Consider the following 20,109-nt stretch of genomic DNA (forward strand, 5'->3'; position numbering starts at 1 on the left):
CGCACCGTGGACCTTTTTCCCCTCACCATATTTCCTGAAGGCGGATTGGCCGGATCGATCATCACGACCGTGTGGGTCGGTGTGTTCGTCATGTGCTTTTTCAACCTGCGTTATGGCTGGGTGCTCTCTGGTTTAGTCGTGCCGGGCTATCTCGTGCCGCTGATGATCGTGAAGCCGTTTGCGGCGCTCGTGATCAGCGTCGAGGCAGTGGTCGCTTACCTCATTGTCTGGGTGTTTTCTCAAAAGCTCGCGCCGGGCCGATTCCCGAGCCTGTTTGGCCGCGACCGCTTTATGGGCCTCATACTCGCCAGCATAGCGGTACGACTGTCGTTTGATGGCCTGCTGCTACCGGAATTTTCCGGCTGGCTAGAGGAAAACTTTGACCGGCGGATCGATTGGGAAAACAATCTGCAAAGCTTCGGCCTCGTCATCATCTCGCTGATGGCGAACCAGTTTTGGAAGCCGGGGCTGAAGCGCGGCTTGCCGATGGCCTGCGTTACGATTGGCCTCACCTATCTGATCGTGCGTTACGGCCTGATGGAGATTACCAATTTCCGCATCAGCGGCGTGTTCTACCTCTATGAAGGGCTGGCAAGCTCGATCCTCGCCGGTCCCAAAGCCTATATCATCCTGACACTGACTGCGCTGATCGCGAGCCATTACAACGTCAAATATGGCTGGGATTTCTCCGGTATTCTGATCCCGGCGCTAATCGCGCTGCAATGGTACCAGCCAACCAAAATCCTGACCTCATTCGGCGAAGCGATCCTGATCTATTGCATCGCGCGAATGATCCTGCAGCTGCCGTTTATGGCTAATGTCACGCTGGAGGGCGGGCGCAAATTGCTGCTGTTCTTCAACATCAGCTTCGCTTGGAAAATGGCGCTGGGCTGGTTCATCGTGTGGCAGGGTATAGACGTAAAGACGACCGATTTTTTCGGTTTCGGCTATCTGCTCTCCACGCTGATCGCGATCAAAGCGCACGATAAAGACATCTTCCCGCGCCTTGCCCGCTCAACCTTGCAGGTCAGCCTGGCCGGCGCAGTGATCGGCAATTTCGTAGGGTTCACGCTGACCGCTGCGACCGCGCGCGCACCGTGGAACGATGGACCTATCCAAGCCGACGGTCTGCGATCTGGCCATTCGCCCCAACTCAACGCACTGATCGTTAACGCGGTTGGCGATGCGCACACCCGCATGATGCGCGGCGCGGCCCAGCCCCTGTCGAATGAGGGGCGCAGAACCCTCTCGCGATTGGTCGAATTGATCGAAGAAGGCGTGCCTGAAATCGCGCCGGAATTCCACCAACGCGCCAGCGGTTGGCGTCTGCTCAGGATCGAGGACGGACGCCTGGCGATCATCCGCGATGATGACAAGGGCGCAGAATTGCTGGTGTTTGACCCCAATGCTGCACGCGACGAGGCGATCATTCTGCCCGACCCGACAGCCATGCCGGGGCTCGCCAATGCCGCCCTCGCCTTGCAGCGCAATCAGGATGCACGATGGCTGGTGCTCGCCGCGCCTGCGCCAGCCGGTCGAACCAGCGACAGCAATGTCGCGCAGATATTCATCGATGCGACTGAGACCGCACATATTGTGATCAGCGCAGCGGGTCCGGGCTCTGCCTCACGCTTTGCCTTTGCCGATGGCGCAGCCGCCGCCGCCAATGTTGCGGCGCTGCGCCAAGTTGCGCCTGACCTAAAAGTCAGCCTGGCTGGCGAAGGGCGCGGACTGCGCGGTGATTACGCGACATTAGAGCTGAGCGAGGCGTCCTTGCGCCATATCGCCAGCCTGACCGCGCCCGCTCAACGAGCGGAGCGGCCCAAAGTGTGCACTCTGTCCCGCAGTGCGGCCGAAGACAGCCATTGGAACGACCTGCCTCAGCTGGCCTTTGCCCGGTTTGAAATTGCCGCGCCCATGATTGAGCGCGTGCGCGCTGGTGAAGCACCTAAGATCGCCAGTGCGGCGGCGCAAATGGCCGGAATGGACATCACCCGCTGCCGCTTCGGCTCCAAAATACACTGGAGCCTGTCTGCCGCTGGCCGCGACGAAGGCAATATCTTCCTCGCCGAGGGGCAAGAGCCACAAAAGGCAGTTTTGACCTTCGAAAACTCGCGCGGTGTCCTGCCCGCCAGAATTGGCGTAGCGGTGCACCGCGAATGGGATTCCAGCGCATTATTTGTCGCCACTCGAAGCGACAGTTTCCTGCGCGATCCGAACACAATCTTTGATGTAACATGGCAGGAATGGGTCCGCAGCCAAGAGGGCGTGGCTGACCCCATGATCTTCCAACTGCGCGCCCGCCCACGCGAGGCGGTCGGTTATCAGGGCGGTGTTGATGTGCTCGTTGCGAAAGATCGGATCGGGCCAGAACAGCCCGCGTTTGGCGAGGTTATCTCGGCCCTGCGCAGTGCCGGCTTGCGCGCTGAAACGGTTACCAATGCCCACCATCAGGCGGGCATGGAGGCCCGCCCCAGCATGTCGCTGCGCTATATCGAAAGCACCAGCGAACGGCGCTATGCCTTTGGGTGGTTGATGTTCTCTGGCATCGGGGAGCGTGCGGAATGACCTTATCCCAGCTTGCCAAAACTTTGGTGTTTTCTTTGCTGGCGCTGGCATCTGGCTGGGCCGGTCGCGAATACGCACTTCCGCTCGCCAGCTATCTTACCGATGTGCGCGATATCACCGCGCGCGATGCCCGCATTTCAAAGCGCTCCATTGTCTACCGCATCCCAGAGAATGAACCGCTCGCCTTCAGCTTTTCCCAGCTGGCGACCAAGGCCAAAATCCTGCTCGCCCCTTCAGTAACAGAAGACGTCCGCGGCCTGGAGAACGGCTTTGTTTACGGCTTGCGGATGCGCTGGATCGGCGCAAATGGCGAAGAAATTTCCGTCCATGATGCCTATCTTCAGGCGGATTCCCCCGACGTCGTGTTTGCCTCGGGCAACACTTGGCGGTTCTTCCGCACACAGCCAGAATTGGTTGCCGAGCAAGACCAATTGCTGGTCGAAAGCCCAACGCCCGCTGCGCGGCTAGAGCTGGAAATGTTCGACATTGACCGCGGCATTCTGGGTGTCGATGTGCAGGTTTTTGAACAGCACACCTATCTCGGGTCTCAGTCTCTGGCGGCTTACCAACGGCTGAACGATGAAACGCGCGAACGGATGGCTGAGCCTAATGCGTTTCCAACCGATATGCTGACACGCGATGAGCGCCTGCATCTTGGCCGCAATCAATGGCGCGCGGTTGGTCCATTGGGCATTAGCGGGCGCGATTACACGATGCTGGTGCTATATGAGGCATCACGCGACGATATTTCCGACAGCTTTGGCGAGGGAAGCACGCCATGAGCCGCGCAAAGCCAATACTGGCAGGCGGCGCAGCGGCAGCGATTGTCGCGGGTGCAGCCTATCTGTTCCCCCCATTTGGCGGGGTACAAGGCATAGCCTTCGCAGATAATGCTGAACTCGCCCGCGCGCAAAGCACCTTTGCCGCACTGCTTGGCGGGGACGCTGATCGTTTGTCAGATCTGGCAGAGCTGGGTCTCGAGGCTTCGGCCGTGCCCAGCACGCCGGACGCTGTGCTGCTGAGCGAAGGCGCTGGCGATTGTCAGGCACGCGGAATCTACTGGGTCCGCGAAGGAGCCGCTCGACCGCTGGCGATCGCCGCGCCGCACCGCGGATCAGACCGCCACACCGGTAGCCTCGCTTCCGCTTTGTTTCTGGAAACAGGCGCGCAGGCCGCCGCACTGGAATTCTGCGCCGCGTCGCAAGACCAGCGGGTGCGAGCACGCGCTCGATCTGGCCCGCACCAAGGATCATTTGTTCAGCGCCTTCGCACTTGGCTTTGCTGAAGCCGCGCCAAACGGCCTGAACGTGCAGTTGCACGGGTTCGACGGGGAACGCCGAGACAGCATAGCTGCGCAGAGCGCCGGCATGATCCTCAGCAATGGCACCGAAGAACCGAGCGAGCGGCTGCTGGATCTGGCGGACTGCCTAAGCATCGCCTTCGCGCCCGTTCCTGTGCTCGTCTATCCCGGCGACACTGGGGAGCTGGGCGCGCTCTCGAATGCTCAGGGGCAATTGCTGCGTGAGGCCGGGTTTGACGGTTTTGTCCATATCGAAATCTCCGCTGGCCTGCGCGCCGCAATGGTCGAAGACGGCGCCTTGCGCGCCAAGCTGGCCTCATGCCTGGTGGAGGCCGCGGCATGAGCGTCCACACCAAAATTGAAGCTGGGCTCGCCGCGCCTCAGGAGCGCATGCTTGCGGACCGCTTGGCAGCCGGTCTCGCGCCTAAAATGCGCCCCGTTTTCGAGGATGTGCACGCTGAAATCTTGGCGACGGCGTCCAAGCAAAGTGAATTTGCCGATCCACGTACACACGCCGAATTGCTCGCGCGATATTGCACCAAACAAAGCGACTCCATCACCGCTCTGACCAATGCCGAACGCGAGTTTCAGACCCGCCACGCCAACGCCATTGACCAGGCCGAACAGCGCGCCGCGATCCTTGATTTCGCCCGTGCATTGGGCGCAGACCGCAAGCAATTGAACAGCGACCGCAAGGCGTTCGATACCTATTTCGATGCCGATGCGGCGGTTGAGCGGTTCCATAAACGGGTTGGTGAGCGCGAGCGCGCCCTGGCCCATGCGGTTGAGCGGCTCGGCCTGATCGCCGCCGATGCGGTCGCGGCTGACCCGATGATGGTCCACACCGCATTCTTCGTCGATCTGTTCGACGATCTGCTGGACGCGATGCGCAGCTGGCGCGGGGATGCGCGCATCCGCTACGCCGCACACACCTGCCTCGCGACCATCGCCAAGCAAATCGACCATTGGCCCTTTGGCGCCTGGCTGGAGGCTGTGCTGAGCGCGACGCGCCGGGTGTGCCTGGATGAAAGCGAAGATGTATGGGTGCAATGCGCCGCCTTTGACGCACTGCTCGCGCTTTCGCCCAAGTCCATAGCGACCGCAGTGAACGCTCGGCTGAAGCAGCCGCTCTCGGCCAAGCCGGCGCGTGCGGCGGACAATGAGCTGTTCCTGCGTCGCCATCTGGTGCGCCTGCTGAGCGCAAACTTTGCGCTCGATGAAGCGTTTGCGAGGTTGCTGAAGAAACTGGGCGAAGACGAAAGCGGCGCCGTGCGTCAATCGCTCGCCGATACACTGCACCTGCTGCCAAAGCCTGTCGCGGCTGAGACGATTGTCGCCCTGCGCGATGATAGCGACACGCAAGTTCGCGCCGCAATCTTCGCCGATGTCCCGCGCATGCTGCGGGCGATGACGCGGGACATTTACGCCGCACATATCGGCCATATTCTGGCTCATGACAGCGATGAATTCGTGCTGCGTATCACACTCGATGCAGCATCAACGCTTGCCGCCTTCTGCCGCCAGTCGGACGATCTGGGATGTGACCAGACCATCGCTCAAATCCGCCAGCATATTGCCATGTTTCAGGCGCGCCGCCTTTCGCCCAAGCTGCTGCGCTGGGCTGATGACGCGGCTGAACGGGCATGGCTGATGTCAGACCTTGATGCGCTCGAGATTGCCGAAGCCATCCGAGAGGTCACCCGCGACCAGTTGGAGGCGGAAATCCGCCCGATCAAAGCACTCAAACCTTGGCTCGACAAAGACAGTGAGCAGGTCGGTAGGGTGATGGCCGTGCTCGCTCAGAACGATTTTGGCCTCTCGCTTAAGACCGGTCGCCGTCCGCGCATTCAGCGTGGCGAATGGATCAAACGGCGGCTGTGGCGCGTCCTGTTCGAAGGGCGCAATTCCGCCACCGATAAACGCCAGGCGCATATTCACACCACCGGACGCCATTATTTCGGCGCGATACTGGCCCCAAGCGCACGCATGGCCGAACTCGCCCCCACTAAAGTTCCGGGCGAACCCCTGTTTGAAAGCAGCGAGGGCGGCTGGCGCAATTACCTGCCACTGATCGATATGGTGCTGGCTGCATTGGACCAAGGCGAGCCGATTGAGATATTCACCAGTGCCGGGATCACAACCCTGACCCCGCTCGCTGGCCTGTACAGCCGCGCGCGCGCATTCTGGCGCATCTCGCGCGGGTCTGCGCCGCTCGCCAATCAGCGCAACCGAGAGCCTGCGGAATTCCTTGAGGCCCTGCGCGACCATGGGGTCGAGACCACGTTTCGCGGCTATGACGCGGACAGCCCAGCCAATCCCGAAATCGCCAAGTTTTTCGGGGCGGAGGAGCCAGCATGATCGATACGCTCGCCCCTCTCGCGGACAAGGCTCTGGTCTATGCCTCCACGGTCTATGAGAACAATCTCATCGAGCTGGCGATCTTCCTTATCGCCGCCAGCCTGTGGTTCTTCACCCGGCATATCGCGCTTGGCTGGTACGCTCGGCGTCTGCGCAAATCGCTGAGCCTGGTGCTGGGCGGTTGGGGCACGCGCGGCAAATCCGGCACGGAGCGGCTGAAGGCAGGCCTGATGAATGCGGTTGGCCCCTCTATCGTATCCAAAACCACTGGCTGCGAGGCAATGTTCCTGATCGGCACGCCGTTTGGCGGCCTCACCGAAATGTTCCTGTTCCGCCCCTATGACAAGGCGACCATCTGGGAGCAATTCAACCTGATGAAGACCTCCAAGGGTCTGAAAACCCGCGTGTTCCTATGGGAATGCATGGGCCTCAATCCCGATTATGTTCGCGTGCTGCAGCAGGATTGGATGCGCGACGATATTGGCACCATCACCAACACCTATCCCGATCATGAGGACGTCCAAGGCCCGGCTGGACGCAATATCCCAGAGGTCATGTGCGAGTTCATTCCGAACGGATCGCAGCTGCTCACGACCGAAGAGGAAATGCTGCCTATCCTGAAAGAGGGCGCGGCCAAAGGCCAGACAGACATGCGCACTGTAGGCTGGAAAGAAGCCGGACTGGTGCATCAGGATCTGCTCGACCGTTTCCCCTATGAAGAGCACCCTTATAACATAGCCTTGGTAACCGCGATGGGCGATGAGCTGGGTCTGGAACACGATTACTGCGTGCGCGAAATGTCGGACCGGGTGGTGGCCGATTTGGGCGTGCTCAAGACCTATCCGCGTTCCACGATCAATGGCCGCACGCTGGAATTTATTATGGGCATGTCGGCCAATGAACGCTTTGGCGCGATGGGCAATTGGGACCGGATGGGCATGGCCGAACATGACCTTGCGAAAGACCCAGAGATCTTCATTAGCACCGTCGTCAACAATCGCGCCGACCGCGTTCCGCGCAGCCGCGTGTTCGCGCGCATGCTGGTGCATGATGTCGCGGCTGATCGCCATGTGCTGATCGGATCGAATGTCGAGGGGCTGATTGGCTTCATCAACGAGGAATGGGAGGCCTATGCCGCCAACCTCACCCTGTTTGAAGATGACACCGAGCCACTGGCGAAATTGGAAGCCCTGACCAAGCATCAGCGCATCGCTAAGGACCAGGCGAGCCTCGACGGACTGCTGACAGCTATGCTTGCACCGCAGGCAGATGTGCTGAGCGCGGCAGACGCGATTGCAGCGGCCAAATCTGGCCAACTCGCCGAGACACTGAGCGGTGCCGGTGTCCAAAACCACGAGGCCATTCTCGCGCATTACGAGGCCATGGCAGAGAACACGCGCGCTCTCGCCGAGCTCCAGCAAGCGGTCGCCAAAGGCGGCGATCCGGCTACTCTTGATGCACAAATGCACGCGCTGCTGGGCAAAGCCTTCAAGGCCAAGCTGCTGCCGGTACGCGACACCTATACCAAGGGTGAGGCGATTGTGCGCCTGGTCGCCGACAGCACCCCACCGGGCCTAACCAATCGCATCATAGGCATGCAGAACATCAAGGGTACCGGCCTTGATTGGGTTTACCGCTGGCAGGCGTGGGAAACGGTCGCCAAGGCGTGCGAGCAGCTCGCCTCTGACGAGCCGACCGAGATTGAGCGCGGATACCGCGCGCTCGCCAGCTTCCAGGAGTTTGGCATTCTGAGCGAACGGGCGGTTCTGGAAAGTATCGCCTCTGCCCGCACGCACCTCAATTCCCTGGCGAGCATTTCGCCAGCGCAATTGGACGCTCTGACCGCGCGGCTCGACAAACAAGTGCGCGCGCAGGATCCGATCGACGCGAATGACGACGGCAGCGATGATGAAACGCGTAGCGCCTTTAAAGAAGCCGCTGATCGCCTGATCAATATGGCGGAGGGCTTTATCGACCCGAGCGATGCCGTGCGCCGCCGCCGTACCTCTGACAAAATCTACAAGGCACTGATCGCGGAGCAGGTATCCCTGCAACGCGCCGCAGCAGAGCTGAAAGAAATCACCTCACGACAAAAAGGCGGCTGGCTGTCCAAATCGATCAAACAGCGCGGCGGTCGGCTGCTCTCATTTAGGAAAGCGGCGTAATTGCGGGACTTGTGAGGGTGCGTGCGAGTGAAGGCTGCTCTGTGAGAGGCGTGTGGAATGTGGCACGCACCGAGATCTGAGATCTCAAAGCACCACACCCAAATGGCGCACCCGAGAGGATTCGAACCTCTGGCCTCTGCCTTCGGAGGGCAGCGCTCTATCCAGCTGAGCTACGGGTGCCACGACGCCTCACGGCATCTGCGGCGCGCCTCTAGCAAGCTGATCACTGCCGCACCACCCAAAAACGCGTTTCGCGGCGCATTTGCCTACGCGCGGTTAACCGATCGGCAATACGCCTAAGGTAGTCCCAATGGCCTTATGTCAGCATTTTATCCCGACCAAGCTCGCGCTATGCGCCGCGCCGCAGCAGCACCCAAGCCGCAAGCCCAATTTGCACAAAATTGGCGGCACCTGCACGATCAAGCGGGCGAAGTGGCTGAGCTTGCCGAGCTATCGGGCGAAAAGTTTGAAGGCGAGATCGCTGCGTTTCCCGGCAATCTCTCGGACGCTGGAAAAACCGCTCAGGAACTGGCCTGGCAAGGGATCGAAGACATTGATGCGATGTTGCAGCCGGGGTTGACCGCTCTACGCACGATCACCGCGCGCGGCCAGGATGCGTCGGTGCCGGCGCTGGCGCTGTGGCGTGAGTTTCACTGCGCGCGCGGCGCGATGTTGCGCCTGATCGGCGTGGATCACAGCGCGGCACTTGGGCGGAATGCCGCCTGAAATTAAGCGGAACACAGCGCAAGAGACTTGACCAAGTTCTTGCTATGTTCCAGTTTCATTAAATGACCAGTGAGACCTCTACCACCATCGATTCGCAGCGCCCTGGCGGTTCAGCGGCCAGCCCGCCCCCTGTGACAGCCAAAGAAGCGGCGCGCGGGATCATGCGGCTGTTTGCGCGCAATGATATTTGGTGCCTGCCGGAAATGCCGCTCAAAAATGGACGACGGGCCGATCTGATGGGGGTCGATGCCAAGGGGCAGATCGTGATCGTAGAGATCAAGGTCGCGCGCAGCGACTTGCTCGGCGATAGCAAGTGGCCGGATTACCTGGATTTCTGCGATCGCTTTTTCTGGGGGCTTGCGCCCGGATTGGATCGCAGCCCGCTGGAAAGTGAGGCCTATCAGCCTGATGTCTGCGGCGTAATCGTCGCCGATGGTTATGACGCGGAGATCCTACGTCATGCGCCGCTAAAGCCGCTTGCCCCCGCGCGCCGCAAGGCGCAGGTGGAGCGCCTGGCCAGAGCGGCGATGCGGCGGCACACCGCAATACTCGATCCTGACTGCAGCGATCTGGCACTCGGTTAGGCTCGCGGGCAGTCGCCTGGTCGGCCAGCAAACGACCACCGCACAAGCTCATAGGCAAAGCGCCTGTTCTGCGTCATAGTCCGCGCGATGGGCATGGTTTATGATTGAAGGCTATAGCATCCCGGTCACCATTGCGCTGGCCAGTGCGGCGGTGACGGTGATTATCGCCCTGCGGTATCTGCTTACCAGCGGATTGTTCGACCTGCTGACCCGTAAGGCCCGGCCCGGCCTGTATGATGGGCAAGGCAAACAGATCGCGCGCGAAATTCGCTGGTCGCTGCTATCCGCTGGGATATTCGGCGTACCCGCCGCCGCCGCGATCTGGAGCTGGCAGCATCACGATCTTACTTTCCTCTACAGTGATATAGGCGACTATCCGCTGTGGTATCTGCCGGTGTCGCTGATGCTCTATCTGCTGGCGCATGATACTTGGTTTTACTGGACCCACCGGCTGATGCACCGCCCGCCCTGGTTTAAGCTGGCGCACCGGGTCCACCATGACAGCCGCCCGCCAACCGCCTGGACGGCGATGAGCTTTCACCCGATTGAGGCGGTGAGCGGCGCGATCATCATCCCGCTGCTGATGTTTGTGATCCCCATTCACCTCGTGACTTTGGGCATTGTCCTGACCGTGATGACGGTGATGGGCGTGACCAATCATATGGGGTGGGAGATATTTCCGCGCTGGATTGTTCATTCCGCGTTGGGGAATTGGGTGATAACAGCCAGCCATCACGAGCGACATCACGAGGATTATCAATGCAATTTCGGACTTTATTTCAGGATATGGGACAGGATTTGCAAAACCGATTCCGGATTGTCGCGCCGTATAGTCGAACAGGCCGGACACGCGCCGGGATGAGCCGGATCATCGCCGCCAGCCTGATCACAGGCACAGCTGCGACGGGCATGGCCGCCCCAGCTCAGGCGAGCGAGGTGGAGATTTCGATCACCAATATTCGCTCGACGAAGGGCGTGGTCCGGGCCTGCCTGACCAAGCATAAAGAGAGCTTCCCCAATTGCCGCAAAGACCCGAACGCCCTGCGCGTGGTCGTACCGGCCACCAAGAATGCGAAGATCCGCTTCACCGGCGTTGCACCGGGCACCTATGCGATTGCGCTGCTGCATGATGAAAACGACAATGGCAAAGCGGACCGCGCCCTTGGCATGATGCCCAAGGAAGGGTTCGGCTTCTCTCGCGACGCAAAGGTTCGCCTGGGTCCGCCCAAATACAAGGACGCCGTGTTTGAGCATGGCACCGCCAATCAGGCGATGACCATCAAAATGCGCTACTTGCTCTAACCCCCATGGCGCAAAACTATGGCAGGCTGACGCCAGCCCGCCGGAAAGCCTTCTGAGCAGAGCGGGATCTGAACCCCTAGGCTAAGCAAAACACCACGACGTCAATCCAGCAAACCGGCTGGATGCGCACCTAAAGATGCCTTTTTTGATGACGGCACAACTTTCCCGCGCAACTTAACGACATGTTTACCATGCACCTTCAAAACGCTCTCAAGAACCGTTTAAAAAGGGGCAATTACGGGCCATGGACAATCTTCGGGGCGCTTTCGATTCTACGGAACCAGCCGACGACAATCAGGATTGGGATACCGGTGAAGAGCAGGACGCACGCGACCTGCCGCCGGATTCGATCGGCCAGGATGAGCGCCGCATGCAGGTGCGCGCTTACAATCACTGGGCCAGCCTGCTGGGTGAGCGCAATTTCCCCGCGATTGATTCGCTAGAACCGGAAAGCCTGCCTGATTTCGGGCCCTATTCGGTTGTGCTCGATTTCTCATCAGGTATCGATGATCCCGCTGTGCGCTTTCTGGGCGGCCTGCTGGCCGAGGAATGCGGTACAGACGGCCATATCTCGCAGCTTTCCGATGTTCCGCCGCGCTCTTTGCTGAGCCGGATTACCGATCACTACATGCAAATTCTCGCCAATCAGGCCCCGATTGGTTTTGAAGCGGAGTTTGTGAACCAGCGCGGCGTTGCGATCCTGTATCGCGGCATCTTGCTGCCGTTTTCCAGCAATGATGACACCATCGATTTCATCTATGGCGTGATCAATTGGAAAGAAATGGCCGATCAGGTGACAGCCGATGAGCTGCTGCTTGAAATTGATCAGGCGCTGGAAAGCGAAGAAGAAATCGAAGCCGAAGCGGATGAGCCGCAGAAGCATGCCGCCGACGCGCTTGCTGAATGGGCCGATCTCGCCGGCGACCGAAATGAGCGAAGCCGCAAGCCACGAGCCCGCTGAGTCAGAAGTGCTGGACCTGGATGTGGTGGCTGAAGAAGAAGAAAAATCACCCCTCGACCTAGGCGAGTTTGCCAGCATCGCATCAATTGGCGGCGCAGCAGGTTCCGCTGAAAAGGACGAGGAATACGGCGAGGAGGACAGTGCCGATCTGCCGATGCCGAGCTTTGGCGATTACGGCCTCGACGAACCGGAAGACGAAGACGAGGAAGAAGACAGTTCAGCCGATTATGGCTTTGCCTCGTTGACCGATTACATCGAAGCACCGACCAAAAAGGCCAAAGCGCTGGAAATGGATCCGGACGAGCTTGAAAGCGAAAACGCTGAGATGGGTTCGGGCGAATACAATCCAGCCGATTACAATGCTGGCAATGACGATGCGGCGGATTACACCCAGGATAACGCAGAACCAGAGCATGTCGCAGACCTGCGCCCGCTCAATCCTGTCCCCGCTGCACCTGTTGCTAGCGAGCATGAGCCGGAAGCAATCGAGCCGGTGGCTGAAGAAGCCCCGATTGAAGAGGCTCTTGCTGAAGAACCAGAAGCCATCGAGCCAGAGCCTGTGGCCGAAACCCCAGCCCCAGTGGCCGAGGAAGCACCCACCGCGCCAGCCGTCCCGCAGCGCACGTCGCTTGAGGAAGTGGCTGATGCGATCAGCCTCGCCGATGAATTGCCAGAGGACGCAGGTCTGTATGATTGCCTTGCCTCTGCACGCGAGCTGGCTGAGACCGCCAACGCAACTGAAGATCGCAGCCGCCAAGCGCTTTATGCCGCTGTTGGCCGCGCCTATGACTTCTCGCTCGCTGCCAAGGATGCGCCAGAGGATTATGCTGAACTGATCGCGGAAAGCGGCCTAACCGTTCAAGAACGCGCGCCGATGACCCCGGTTGTGAAGCTGGTGTTTGGCAGCGATTACGACAAAACGCGCCTTACCGAATATGCGACCGTCCTGACCCATGCACACCGCGTTGGTCTGGAACGGGGCAGCCTCGCTGGCTTCCTGCGCGAAGCAGAAGGCGGTCTCAAAGGTGTCGTCAGTTCCGAGCGCCGCTTGCGCCGTGAAGAAGCCGGCAAGCCGGTTGAAGAGGCCGGCAAGGTCCGCGCTGAACTCGCCAATAAGCTGCGCGAGCTGGAAGCTCTCACCTTAGAAGCGCTGGGTCATGAAGGGCCAGAATTTGGCCTGGTCATGGTTCGCCGCAATGAGCTGGGCGAAGTCGAGCTACTTGGTGAGATCGAGCAAGACATTCCGATGATCGAGCGCGCCGCTCGCAAGCTGGTTGGCTAACACAACACCGCCAGAGCGAACTACATCGCTGCGAATTTTTGACGCCTTCGGCCCTATACGCATGGGACCGGAGGCGTTATCGCGCGCGCTCTATTCAATCGAAATCCTCTGGCGGAAACAGACACAATTGGGCGTGCTGCGCTGCGCAGGAGGCCTTTGGGGCAAGCAATGAAAAGCAAGAAGGTACGCGTTATGCTGTGGGTGCTTGGCACGATCGTGGCGCTGGTTCTGGTGGGCGGATTGACGCTGCAATTTGCGATTTCGCGCAATGGCCCCGCCGTGCTGACCGCGGTCGATCGGTTAACTGGCGGCACAGACAATGTGGCCCTGCTGACCGAGGCTTCCATCGGCGAGAGTGAGGCGCAAAACCTGTTCGTCTGGGGGCCTGAGAACGCTGGTGAGGACGCAGCGAGGCGCCCAGTCCTATTGTTCGTTCACGGAGGCAGCTGGCGCTCTGGCGATCCGGAAGATTATGGCTTTATCGGCCGCGCTTTCGTGCCCAAAGGTTTTGTCGTGGTGCTCGCCGGATACCGCTTGCACCCAGAGGCGGTCTATCCCGCGATGCTCGAAGACGCTGCTGGCGCTATCGCCTGGACCAAGGCGGAAATCGCGCAATTTGGCGGCGATCCAGAACAGATTGTGGTCGCCGGGCATTCTGCCGGGGCGTATAATGTGGTTATGGCTGCGCTGGAGGAGCAATGGCTCGGCGCGCGCGGTCTCAGCACCAGCGATATCGCTGGCGTAGTCGGCCTGTCCGGCCCCTATGACTTCTATCCATTCGACAGCGATTCGACGATCAACACATTCGGTCCCGCTGATGATCCGGAGGCGACCCAGCCGGTCAATCACGTGCGCGGCGATGCCCCACCAATGCTGCTCATCCACGGGGAGAAAGACACGTTGGTCTATCCGCGCAACACGCGCGAGCTGGAGAAACGCATTACAGCGGCTGGTGGCAGTGTACGGACCAAATTCTACGCCGAAATGGAGCACAACGATCCGCTGATTTCCATGGCTGCGCCGTGGCGAAATTCGCGTGATGTCGACGAAACAATTGCACTATTCGCCAAAGAAGTTGGCGCGCAGGCAAAGACTTCAGTTCCGGTTCAGGACAGAATCACGCTAGTCCTGCGGGCATGCGCGCGCTTTTGCATCCTTTCGCCCGGCCTTCGTCTCGTTTAGCGGCGGCGGCATTCGCACTGCTTGCCAGTTTCGCACTGGCGATAGAGACCGCCTCTGCGCAATCGATTCTGCGCGATGCAGAAACCGAGGCCCTGCTGGCCGATATGGCCGCACCCTTGATCGAGGCGTCCGAATTGGAGCCGGGCAATGTCGATATTGTCCTGATCAATGACCCCTCAATCAATGCCTTCGTCGCGGGCGGCCAAGTGGTCTACATCCACTCTGGCCTGATCGATGCCGCTGATACCGCCAATGAAGTGCAAGGCGTGATCGCTCACGAGCTTGGCCACATCACTGGCGGGCATATCGTGCGCTTTGGCGAAGGCGCGAGCGCGGCTAGCAATATCTCAATCCTCTCGCTGCTGATCGGCGTTGGCGCAGCTCTGGCCGGGGCCGGTGATGCTGCACTCGGCGCAATTCTGGCGGGCCAAAGAGCGGCGCTCGGCCGTTTCCTGGCGTTCAGCCGGGTGCAGGAAAGCGCCGCCGATGCGGCGGGCGCACGTTACCTTTCAGAAGCCGGAATTTCAGGCCGCGGTTCGATCAAGTTCTTCGAAAAGCTGCAAGGTCAGGCACGCCGTTATGGCTATGCTCGCGACGACGAGGCGGAATTCACCCGCACTCACCCGCTTTCAAGCAATCGCATCGCCCGCCTGCGCGAGGCCTACACCGTTGATCCTGCCTGGGACGCCCCCGATGATCCTGCGCTTCAGGCCCGGTTCGAGCGCGTAAAGGCCAAGCTTTATGGCTTTTTGAAAGACCCGAAACGCACGCTCAACCGCTTTCCAGAAAGCGACACCAGCATCGCTGCGCGCTATGCTCGCGCTTATGCATTCCACAAGGACGCCCAGATCGAGCGCGCTCTGGCAGAGGCGGATGGCCTGCTCGCGACCGATGCGAACAACCCCTATTTCCTCGAAGTGAAGGGACAGATCCTGCTCGAATCCGGCCAGCCTGAAGAGGCGCTGATCCCGCTGCGCCGCGCAACCGACATCACGCTCAACCAGCCGCTGATCGCATCAATGTTTGGCCATGCCCTGATCGCGACCGAGGATGAGGCAAATTTTGCCGAAGCAGAGCGCGTGTTACGCGCCGCTGTCACGCGCGACCGACTCAATCCCTTCGCCTGGTATCAGCTCGGCGTGGTCTATGCCGCACGCGGAGACATGCCGCGTGCACGCCTCGCCAGCGCCGAACAGCAGGTGATGACGCGGCGCTATCCTGAGGCCTTGCGCAGCGCGCAGGCAGCCGAGGCAGGATTGCCGGTGGGCACGCCAGACTGGATCCGGGCGCAGGACATTTCGCTGCAAGCGCGCAGCGAACTGGAACGGCTGCGCGATAGCCGCTAAAGCGCGGCCAAGAGCAGCCACGCCTTTGCTGGCCGCGCAAGAATTGGGAACAGCATTTTGATCAAGACACTCGCAACCGCGTTTCTGGCGCTCGTCTTTGGCTTTTTGGGTGCAGCGACCTGGTCCTATACGGGCCTGGCCGACAATCGCACCCGTGCCTTCATGATGGAAAATCCTGAAATGCTGCCCGAAATGGTCGAGGCGCTGCGCGACAAGGAATCCGCCGAGCAGCTGGCCGATGTCCGCAGCGAAGTCGTCACCCCCTTCCCCGGCGCGGTGATCGGCAATCCCAATGGCACCAAGCTCCTCGTCGAATTTACCGATTACAATTGCCCCTATTGCGAGGCGAGCCTTGAGGATGTAAATCGCCTGGTCGCGGAAGACCCCGAATTGATGGTGGTCGTGCGCGAATGGTCGATCTTTGACGGCAGCGAAGGCGCCGCACGCATGGCCTTGGCGGCCGCGATACAGGGCAAATACGCGGCTTTCCACGAGGCAATGTTCCGCCTTGGCCCGGCGACACCTGAAACGGTTGAAGCGGCCGCTCGCGAAGTGGGCCTCGATTGGGAAAAGGCGCAGGCAGATGCGGTTTCCGACACAGTGAGCGTGGAACTGGCCCGTAACCTCTCGCTCGCTCAACAGCTTGGCTTTTCCGGCACGCCCGCATGGGTCACCGGCAATAAGGTTATCGGCGGCGCGGTCGGCTATGACGCGCTGAAAGAAACGCTGGGTGAGGTCGGCGCAGAAGCGCAATATTCCTCTGGCGCCTAATGCTTGAGCAGGGTCAATTTCGGCTTTGGACGCTAACGGGCACGATTGCCTGTTTGATGATAGGCACGCCCGGATTGGCGCAAGATGAAGCCAAGCCCGCGACGCCGTCAGAGCCAAATTACTCCGCAAAGCTGACCGCACTTAAAGAATATCATGCGCTCGACCAAAGGTTGCAGGATATCGGCTGGCGTCTGGTGCGCGGAAACGCCGATTTTTGTTCAAAGACTGTGCAATCGATCGGTCTGCAATTGCAGGATATGGTTGCCTTTAAAGAGCCGACCTCGCCGCGCGCCACCCTTGGGCTAAACGGCGATTTCGCGGTTCAGACAGTCGCTCGCGGATCGCCCGCTTGGAACGCAGGCGGACTAGGTTTTGGCAGAGAAATTACGCGGCTAAACGGCCAAGAGATCAACAGTTGGCCCGCAGAGGAGCGCTCCCATTGGCAGCGCCTCACTCGCGCGCATGACTTTATCGACACAGCGCTCAGGCAGGATGGCCGGATCATGATCGGGCTGGCGAGCGGCGGCGACCTGCTGATCCCATCGGTGAAAGCCTGCGCCACACGCTTTGAGTTGGCCGGAAGCAGCAAGCGTGCACTTGCTGAGGGCACCCGCGTCGTGATCGGGGCGAAATTTGTCGGTTTCGGCTATGCAGAGGACGAATTCGCCGCCGCGATTGCGCATGAGCTGGCGCACAATCTGCTGGGCCACAGGGTGTGGCTCGATGCCAATGGTCGAAAGCGCAAAAATGTGCGCCTGACAGAGCGTGAGGCCGACCGGCTGATGCCATGGCTGCTCGCCAATGCAGGCTATGAGCCGAGCGCGGCACACCGGTTCATGACCAGATGGGGCCCAAAACACGATGGCGGCCTGTTTCGCGGGCGCACGCATGATGGCTGGGACGAGCGAGCCGAGTTCATTCAGGCAGAGGTCGAGTTGATCGAGGCCCTACAAAAATCGCCCGCGTTTGAAGGGGTCGATTGGCGCGCAGACTTCCGCCGCGAGATCGATCCCGAAAGCCCGCGAAAGTAGGGGGTGCGCCCTCGCGACACGCTCAAGGCAACTAACTGACTAACCTTTGGGCAGCCCAAACCGCTCAATTCTTTGTGCAATCGGCAGTTTTCCGAGGCAGAAAGTGCGGTCCGCGCGATCACCCGCAGGCAAAACTAGCTGCCATCCATCGCACAATTCGTCTACAAGGGTCGGCCATGGCAATGCTACCTATTCAGCCTGCGCCGTTCTTTGCCAGCAAGAACAGAGCGTTCTGGACCCTCCAGCTCTCCGGCTGGGGCGGCTATTTCCTGCTGAGGACCGTTGTCGCGGTGGCAAATGATCAGCCACTCGATCTGGTAGTCCTGCTGCTGCTCACAACCATAACCGGCTTTTCCATCACGCTCGTTTTGTCGGTGATCTATCGCCAGCTAATTGGCCGCCAACCTATCGTAACCTGGGGAACGACGGCGGTCGCCGTGCTGGTTGCCGTCATCATTCACGCCTCAATCGATGCCTGGGTGCAGAGCCTCTATATCGGCGGCGCGAGCGAGACGAGCTTCGCACAGCGCCTGATTGGCAGCTCCTTCATCCCGCTAACCCTGCTGGGCGGGTGGAGCGCACTCTATTACGCGATCAGCTACTTTCTGACCGTCGAAGAGCAAGCCGACCGGCTTGAGCGGCTGGAGGCGCAAGCAACCAGCGCTCAGCTGGCAATGCTGCGCTATCAACTGAACCCACATTTCCTGTTCAACACGCTAAACTCGATCAGCACTTTGGTGCTGCTGAAACAGACCGAGCCCGCCAATGCGATGCTCACTCGCCTCTCCAGCTTCCTGCGCCACACTCTGGTCAGCGAACCGGGCAGCCAGGTGACCCTGGCGCAAGAGGTCGAAACACTGCAGCTTTATCTCGATATTGAGCGGATGCGGTTTGAAGAGCGGCTGCGCACCAAATTTGCGATTGAAGATGACGCGATGGACGCGCGCCTACCCTCTATGCTGCTGCAACCCTTGGTCGAAAACGCAGTGAAATACGCCGTTTCCCCCCAGGAAGAAGGCGCGCAGATCACCCTGTCCGCCAGGACCATGGCTGGGCGCCTGCGCATCACAGTCGAAGACACCGGCCCCGGCGCGAATGCCCCCGTCCGGCACGAGCTGCTCGATTATGAGCAGGACAAAGCCAACCAGCCGGTCTCCACCGGCGTCGGCCTGGCCAATATTCGTAACCGCCTGATGCAGGCTTACGGTCCCGATCATAAGTTTGAGACCCGCTCCGACCCGGGCGGTGGCTTTGCCGTCACAATTGAAATCCCCTTCCAGATGGAAGATGAATTTGCACTTGGCCCTGATGCTCAAGCTGCAACTGCAACCGGCTCCGACCCCGCGGATGCCAATTCTGCCGCCCCCGGCACCAACCCCCAGCCAGCGTCGGTGATTACGCTTAATCCCAGACGCGCCATTGGACCTGCTGCATGACCATACGCACAATCCTAGTCGACGATGAAAAACTGGCCATTCAAGGCCTGCAATTAAGGCTTGAGCCTTTTGACGATGTCGAAATTATCGACACCTGCTCAAACGGGCGCGAAGCCATTCGCAAAATCAAAACGCAAAAGCCCGATCTGGTATTTCTCGACATCCAGATGCCCGGCTTCGATGGATTTTCTGTCGTCAAAGGCGTGATGGAAATCGAACCGCCCCTGTTCGTGTTTGTTACCGCCTTTGAAGAGCACGCGATCCGCGCGTTTGAGACCAATGCGGTGAATTACCTGATGAAGCCGGTCGACGAAGATAAGCTCGCCGATACGCTGGAGCGGGTGCGCCAACGCATCACGGAAAAGAAATCGGCTGAAGAGGCCGAAAAGCTCAAAGACGTGCTGGCCGAAGTCGCACCGGACAAAGCCGATGAGTTCTGCGAAGCCGCAGCGGAAACGTCCGAACGATTTGAGAAGCTGATCAATGTGAAGGATCGCGGACAGATCTTCCGTGTCGAGGTCGAGTCGATTGAACATATCGAGGCGGCCGGCGATTACATGTGCATCTATACTGGCGACAATTCGCTGATCCTGCGCGAGACGATGAAGGATCTGGAGCGCCGCCTTGACCCGCGCAAGTTCCAGCGGGTGCACCGCTCCACCATCGTGAACCTTGATCAGGTCCGCCAAGTAAAACCACACACCAATGGTGAGTGCTTCCTGGTGCTGGATTCAGGCGCAGAGGTGAAGGTGAGCCGCAGCTACCGTGATGTGGTCGCCCGCTTTGTGCATTGATATCGCGTGACAACTTCAGCTAGCGTTGCTGGATGAAGAAAGGTCATGGCCACAAGCGAGCTCTTCCAGTGATGGAAAGGGCTGAGTTGGAGCAGATGCCAACTGGCGCCCTGTTGGCCCGGCTGAAGCGCTTGCGCTGGTGCGAAGACGATCCAGAATATTCAGACATTTCGCCCCATGAACTGGCAAAGGTGGAAGGTCAGATCCTTTATAAGTGCGACACACTTTGGAAAACGGCCTATTCAGATCTGAAGGAAATCCTTGCAACACGCGAACACCACTCGCGTAAGACTGGTTGAGCGT

19 protein-coding genes and 1 tRNA gene are annotated in these 20,109 nt (G+C 59.8%); 19 read left to right on the top strand and 1 reads right to left on the bottom strand.

Annotation, left to right across the window (positions count from 1 at the left end; genetic code table 11):
• Positions 1–6 precede the first annotated feature (6 nt).
• The 6 genes from AC0V6O_RS14985 to AC0V6O_RS15010 are packed head-to-tail and all read left to right on the top strand — an operon-like array spanning position 7 to position 8,391.
• The gene (locus AC0V6O_RS14985; RefSeq protein ID WP_486145287.1) at positions 7–2,568 is read left to right on the top strand and encodes a poly-gamma-glutamate biosynthesis protein PgsC/CapC; all 2,562 of its coding nucleotides are present in this window, start codon (positions 7–9) and stop codon (positions 2,566–2,568) included.
• Positions 2,565–3,350 (top strand): hypothetical protein, encoded by a 786-nt coding sequence (locus tag AC0V6O_RS14990; RefSeq protein ID WP_486145289.1) that lies wholly within the window; start codon positions 2,565–2,567, stop codon positions 3,348–3,350. Before AC0V6O_RS14985 ends, AC0V6O_RS14990 begins: the two co-directional genes overlap by 4 nt.
• A complete protein-coding gene (locus AC0V6O_RS14995; protein ID WP_486145291.1) occupies positions 3,347–3,853 on the top strand; it encodes a hypothetical protein in 507 nt (168 codons plus the stop codon). Before AC0V6O_RS14990 ends, AC0V6O_RS14995 begins: the two co-directional genes overlap by 4 nt.
• Positions 3,822–4,211, top strand: coding sequence for a hypothetical protein (locus AC0V6O_RS15000; protein ID WP_486145293.1), 390 nt, complete (start codon positions 3,822–3,824; stop codon positions 4,209–4,211). Before AC0V6O_RS14995 ends, AC0V6O_RS15000 begins: the two co-directional genes overlap by 32 nt.
• Positions 4,208–6,226, top strand: a complete 2,019-nt coding sequence (locus tag AC0V6O_RS15005) for a hypothetical protein (protein WP_486145295.1) — start codon at positions 4,208–4,210, stop codon at positions 6,224–6,226. The genes AC0V6O_RS15000 and AC0V6O_RS15005 overlap by 4 nt, the downstream gene beginning before the upstream one ends.
• Positions 6,223–8,391 (top strand): hypothetical protein, encoded by a 2,169-nt coding sequence (locus AC0V6O_RS15010; RefSeq protein WP_486145297.1) that lies wholly within the window; start codon positions 6,223–6,225, stop codon positions 8,389–8,391. Before AC0V6O_RS15005 ends, AC0V6O_RS15010 begins: the two co-directional genes overlap by 4 nt.
• 103 nt (positions 8,392–8,494) lie before the next feature.
• Here the strand turns inward: AC0V6O_RS15010 and AC0V6O_RS15015 are convergent.
• Positions 8,495–8,571 (bottom strand) — tRNA-Arg (locus AC0V6O_RS15015).
• A gap of 138 nt (positions 8,572–8,709) precedes the next feature.
• Here AC0V6O_RS15015 and AC0V6O_RS15020 point away from each other — a divergent pair.
• The 13 genes from AC0V6O_RS15020 (at position 8,710) to AC0V6O_RS15080 (ending at position 20,105) form a co-directional block, all read left to right on the top strand.
• On the top strand, positions 8,710–9,117 hold the full coding sequence (locus AC0V6O_RS15020) for a hypothetical protein (RefSeq protein ID WP_472640145.1): 408 nt from the start codon (positions 8,710–8,712) through the stop codon (positions 9,115–9,117).
• Between the two features lie 62 nt (positions 9,118–9,179).
• Positions 9,180–9,701 carry an MmcB family DNA repair protein gene (locus tag AC0V6O_RS15025; protein WP_486145299.1) on the top strand — a complete coding sequence of 174 codons (522 nt, stop codon included), beginning with the start codon at positions 9,180–9,182 and terminating at the stop codon, positions 9,699–9,701.
• Between the two features lie 100 nt (positions 9,702–9,801).
• Positions 9,802–10,563, top strand: coding sequence for a sterol desaturase family protein (locus tag AC0V6O_RS15030; RefSeq protein WP_486145301.1), 762 nt, complete (start codon positions 9,802–9,804; stop codon positions 10,561–10,563).
• On the top strand, positions 10,560–11,003 hold the full coding sequence (locus tag AC0V6O_RS15035; protein ID WP_486145303.1) for a DUF2141 domain-containing protein: 444 nt from the start codon (positions 10,560–10,562) through the stop codon (positions 11,001–11,003). The genes AC0V6O_RS15030 and AC0V6O_RS15035 overlap by 4 nt, the downstream gene beginning before the upstream one ends.
• Positions 11,004–11,247: 244 nt before the next feature.
• Positions 11,248–11,964 (top strand): PAS domain-containing protein, encoded by a 717-nt coding sequence (locus tag AC0V6O_RS15040; RefSeq protein WP_486145305.1) that lies wholly within the window; start codon positions 11,248–11,250, stop codon positions 11,962–11,964.
• Complete coding sequence (locus tag AC0V6O_RS15045; RefSeq protein ID WP_486145307.1) at positions 11,933–13,246, top strand: hypothetical protein; 1,314 nt, start codon at positions 11,933–11,935, stop codon at positions 13,244–13,246. Before AC0V6O_RS15040 ends, AC0V6O_RS15045 begins: the two co-directional genes overlap by 32 nt.
• Positions 13,247–13,414: 168 nt before the next feature.
• A complete protein-coding gene (locus AC0V6O_RS15050; protein ID WP_486145309.1) occupies positions 13,415–14,428 on the top strand; it encodes an alpha/beta hydrolase in 1,014 nt (337 codons plus the stop codon).
• A complete protein-coding gene (locus AC0V6O_RS15055; protein WP_486145311.1) occupies positions 14,383–15,774 on the top strand; it encodes a M48 family metalloprotease in 1,392 nt (463 codons plus the stop codon). Before AC0V6O_RS15050 ends, AC0V6O_RS15055 begins: the two co-directional genes overlap by 46 nt.
• A gap of 57 nt (positions 15,775–15,831) precedes the next feature.
• Positions 15,832–16,545 (top strand): DsbA family protein, encoded by a 714-nt coding sequence (locus AC0V6O_RS15060; RefSeq protein WP_472640152.1) that lies wholly within the window; start codon positions 15,832–15,834, stop codon positions 16,543–16,545.
• A complete protein-coding gene (locus tag AC0V6O_RS15065) occupies positions 16,545–17,576 on the top strand; it encodes a M48 family metalloprotease (protein WP_486145313.1) in 1,032 nt (343 codons plus the stop codon). Before AC0V6O_RS15060 ends, AC0V6O_RS15065 begins: the two co-directional genes overlap by 1 nt.
• Before the next feature lie 176 nt (positions 17,577–17,752).
• Positions 17,753–19,012, top strand: a complete 1,260-nt coding sequence (locus tag AC0V6O_RS15070) for a sensor histidine kinase (protein WP_486145315.1) — start codon at positions 17,753–17,755, stop codon at positions 19,010–19,012.
• Positions 19,009–19,806: a LytR/AlgR family response regulator transcription factor gene (locus AC0V6O_RS15075; RefSeq protein WP_472640155.1), complete on the top strand. Its 798-nt coding sequence runs from the start codon at positions 19,009–19,011 to the stop codon at positions 19,804–19,806. Before AC0V6O_RS15070 ends, AC0V6O_RS15075 begins: the two co-directional genes overlap by 4 nt.
• A gap of 32 nt (positions 19,807–19,838) precedes the next feature.
• Positions 19,839–20,105, top strand: a complete 267-nt coding sequence (locus AC0V6O_RS15080) for a hypothetical protein (RefSeq protein ID WP_486145318.1) — start codon at positions 19,839–19,841, stop codon at positions 20,103–20,105.
• The last annotated feature ends 4 nt before the right edge of the window (positions 20,106–20,109 follow it).

It is taken from the genome of Erythrobacter sp. JB2-19 (assembly GCF_057365005.1).

Excerpts from the sequence above, each read along its gene's own strand:
- AC0V6O_RS15075 (WP_472640155.1), top strand. The coding sequence starts at position 19,009 with ATGACCATACGCACAATCCTAGTCGACGATGAAAAACTGGCCATTCAA.
- AC0V6O_RS15055 (WP_486145311.1), top strand. The coding sequence starts at position 14,383 with ATGCGCGCGCTTTTGCATCCTTTCGCCCGGCCTTCGTCTCGTTTAGCG.
- AC0V6O_RS15020 (WP_472640145.1), top strand. The coding sequence starts at position 8,710 with ATGTCAGCATTTTATCCCGACCAAGCTCGCGCTATGCGCCGCGCCGCA.
- AC0V6O_RS15050 (WP_486145309.1), top strand. The coding sequence starts at position 13,415 with ATGAAAAGCAAGAAGGTACGCGTTATGCTGTGGGTGCTTGGCACGATC.
- AC0V6O_RS15070 (WP_486145315.1), top strand. The coding sequence starts at position 17,753 with ATGGCAATGCTACCTATTCAGCCTGCGCCGTTCTTTGCCAGCAAGAAC.
- AC0V6O_RS15030 (WP_486145301.1), top strand. The coding sequence starts at position 9,802 with ATGATTGAAGGCTATAGCATCCCGGTCACCATTGCGCTGGCCAGTGCG.
- AC0V6O_RS15035 (WP_486145303.1), top strand. The coding sequence starts at position 10,560 with ATGAGCCGGATCATCGCCGCCAGCCTGATCACAGGCACAGCTGCGACG.
- AC0V6O_RS15080 (WP_486145318.1), top strand. The coding sequence starts at position 19,839 with ATGAAGAAAGGTCATGGCCACAAGCGAGCTCTTCCAGTGATGGAAAGG.
- AC0V6O_RS14990 (WP_486145289.1), top strand. The coding sequence starts at position 2,565 with ATGACCTTATCCCAGCTTGCCAAAACTTTGGTGTTTTCTTTGCTGGCG.
- AC0V6O_RS15065 (WP_486145313.1), top strand. The coding sequence starts at position 16,545 with ATGCTTGAGCAGGGTCAATTTCGGCTTTGGACGCTAACGGGCACGATT.
- AC0V6O_RS15045 (WP_486145307.1), top strand. The coding sequence starts at position 11,933 with ATGAGCGAAGCCGCAAGCCACGAGCCCGCTGAGTCAGAAGTGCTGGAC.
- AC0V6O_RS15040 (WP_486145305.1), top strand. The coding sequence starts at position 11,248 with ATGGACAATCTTCGGGGCGCTTTCGATTCTACGGAACCAGCCGACGAC.
- AC0V6O_RS15010 (WP_486145297.1), top strand. The coding sequence starts at position 6,223 with ATGATCGATACGCTCGCCCCTCTCGCGGACAAGGCTCTGGTCTATGCC.
- AC0V6O_RS15005 (WP_486145295.1), top strand. The coding sequence starts at position 4,208 with ATGAGCGTCCACACCAAAATTGAAGCTGGGCTCGCCGCGCCTCAGGAG.
- AC0V6O_RS14995 (WP_486145291.1), top strand. The coding sequence starts at position 3,347 with ATGAGCCGCGCAAAGCCAATACTGGCAGGCGGCGCAGCGGCAGCGATT.
- AC0V6O_RS15025 (WP_486145299.1), top strand. The coding sequence starts at position 9,180 with ATGACCAGTGAGACCTCTACCACCATCGATTCGCAGCGCCCTGGCGGT.